Origin of the sequence: Paraconexibacter sp., from assembly GCF_041602235.1 — a bacterium.
GTDB lineage: Bacteria > Actinomycetota > Thermoleophilia > Solirubrobacterales > Solirubrobacteraceae > Paraconexibacter.
Map to the genome: position 1 here is coordinate 1 of NZ_JBFIGP010000409.1, position 2513 is coordinate 2513.

The following is a 2513-nucleotide window of genomic DNA, read 5'->3' on the forward strand; positions in this document are numbered from 1 at the left end:
GCCGGGCCGATGACCGCGGCCCGGTGGGGCGAGGCGTTCACCCTCATGGAGGACACCCGCGTGCTCGCGACCGGCGGCCTGCAGGGCCTCGGACCAGACGACGTCCTCGCCTCCACGGAGGTGTTCGCGCGCAACACGACCGTCGACATGACCCCGATCTCCTTCGGATCGCAGGCCCTCGGCGCAGGCGGCCCCACGGTCTACAGCGGGATCCGCAACACCGGTGACGCGCCGTTGTTCATCGACCGCTGGCGCCTGGAGGGAGGTCACTTCGACGACTTCGACTTCGGCGCCAACCGCTGCCCCGGGGTCCTGTACCCGGGTGACCGCTGTGCACGCGGCCTGGTGTTCACCCCGACGGCCGCCGGTCCGCGTGAGACCGATCTGCTCGTGATCGCCAACGTCGACGGGGAGAACAGCACCCCCGTCACCGGTCACGCCACCGCCGCGCCGGCCGACGGCGCCCCCGGCCCGACCGGGCCCGCCGGTCCCTCCGGACCCCAGGGCGCGAGCGTCACGGGCCCGGCCGGCGCCGCCGGTGCGGCGGGTCCGAGCGGCCCGCCCGGCGAGCAGGGGGCACAGGGCCCCCGCGGCCTCGGAGGCGCGTACCGCTGCAAGGAGCGCGACCGCACGGGCGCCAAGCGACGCGTGTGCTTCCTGGTGATCTTCCAGGCGCGCGGCATGACCGCGAGGGCGACCATCACCCGCGGTCGGAGCATCCGCCGTGTCCGCGCCCGCAAGCTCACCTCCAACACGGCTGATCTCGCGCTCCCCCGTCTCGTGAAGGGCCGCCGCTACAAGGTCACGATCACGCTGCGCAAGGGCCGCGAGACCTACGTCATCCGGCGCACCATCCGCGCCTGAGCCGTGCGGGACCGGGTCGGCGGCCACGGCCGTCGGCGCGGTCCCGGCACGCCACGCCGCCTACGCCAGCGGCTTGCGCATCATCACGATCTCGCCGGGGTCCGACGATCGGCGGTCGTACTCGACGTAGCCGATCCGCGCGTAGAGCGCGAGGTTCTCGGTCATCGTGGAGTGCGTGTAGAGCAGGATCTCCGGGTGACCGCGGCGGCGTGCCTCGGCCTCGGCGTGCTCGAGCAGCGCGCGACCGACCCCCTTGCCGTGATGGCCGGGGTCGACCGCCACGTTGTCGACCATGAAGCCCCGCTCCTCCTCGTCGAACTCCAGGGCGACCATGCCGACGATGCCGGTGTCGTCCTCGGCCACCGTGACGTCCAGGTCGCGGACGACCTCGGCGTAGTCCTGGGTCATGGGCCGCGGTTCACGACCCATCCGCGGGACGTACTTCCCGTAGGCGTCACGCACGAGCCCGCGCAGGCGGCCGGCATCGTCGACGGAAGCGGGACGGAGGCGCATCCGAGCACCGTAGTGCGGCCAAGGTCGCACGTCCATCGTCCGCGCGAGCTCGCGGGCCGGAGTCTGCTTGCATGGCGGACCTCATGTCTCAGGTCGATCAGCTCCAGGACGCCGAACAGCACGTCGCGCAGATGCAGGAACAGCGGGCCCGCGAGGAGCGCGCGTCCGCCGACGCCGACCTGCGTGCCACGCCACTCGCCGACACCGCGGGCAAGGCGCACACCCCGGTGACCGCGTCGCTGCGCCAGGTCCGCACGATGGTCAACATGCGCACCGGCGTCCTGCCCGACATCCACGAACTCGCGGTCTCGATCAAGGAGACGGGGCTGCTGCACCCCCCGCTCGTGCGCGCCACCGGCGACGCGGAGCGACCGTACGAGCTGCTCGCGGGGCGCCGTCGGTTCGCCGCCATGCAGCTGCTCGACCGGGCCGAGGGCCCCCGGGAGGACTGGCGTTTCACGCTCGTGGCGGACATCTCGCGACGCGAGGCCCTGACGATGCAGTTCGCCGAGAACTTCCACCAGAGCAAGCCCGAGCCGGTCCAGTTCGCGCGCGCGGCCCGGGCGATCATGGCCGAGGACGACTCGCTGACGGCCGCCGACGTCTCCCGCATGGTCGGCGCGCCGGCGAGCTGGACGCGGCGGGCGCTGCGACTGCTCGACCTGCCGCAGCCGATCGTGGACCGCGTCGAGCAGGGCGATCTCTCGTTCACGGTCGCGGACATCGTGCGCCGCGGGATCGAGCGTGGCGACGTCAGCGCCGAGACAGCCACCGAGCTCGTCGAGCAGCACGCGGAGGGAGCGATCAGCGGTGGCTCGCTGAAGCTCGGCGTCGGCTACGTCCCGCCGAAGCCCAAGGACTACGAGCAGCGGTCCAAGGCGCTCGACGAGGCGCGGTGGGCCGCGAAGGACCGTCCCCGTGACGCGGACGCCGACCAGCGCGACTGGGATGCGTCGAGCCCCGACCGGGCGGCACGCGAGCCGGTCCGAGCGTCCCGCACCGACCATGCGGGCGAGCGGTCGCCTCGCCTGCGACGCGACCCCGAGCCCGAGGACCTCGACGCCTACCTGCTCGGCGTCGCGCTGGAGCACCTCGCCTCCCCGCAGCGGCGGGCGGCGCTCGGGATCCGCGGTCCC

At 73.4% G+C, this 2513-nt stretch carries 2 protein-coding genes and 1 pseudogene; 2 read left to right on the forward strand and 1 reads right to left on the reverse strand.

Features of this window, described 5'->3' with window-relative positions:
* Positions 1-864, forward strand: a pseudogene (locus ABYE80_RS19690) (hypothetical protein); the annotation flags it as partial.
* 60 nt (positions 865-924) lie between these two features.
* On the opposite strand, the gene ABYE80_RS19695 reads toward ABYE80_RS19690, so the two are convergent.
* Positions 925-1377, reverse strand: a complete 453-nt coding sequence (locus ABYE80_RS19695; RefSeq protein ID WP_372792008.1) for a GNAT family N-acetyltransferase — start codon at positions 1375-1377, stop codon at positions 925-927.
* An 83-nt stretch (positions 1378-1460) separates the two neighbouring features.
* Between ABYE80_RS19695 and ABYE80_RS19700 the strand changes: the two genes are divergently transcribed.
* On the forward strand, positions 1461-2513 hold a 1053-nt coding region (locus ABYE80_RS19700; RefSeq protein ID WP_372792009.1), incomplete at its 3' end, for a ParB/RepB/Spo0J family partition protein.

Excerpts from the sequence above, each read along its gene's own strand:
- ABYE80_RS19695 (WP_372792008.1), bottom strand. The coding sequence starts at position 1,377 with ATGCGCCTCCGTCCCGCTTCCGTCGACGATGCCGGCCGCCTGCGCGGG.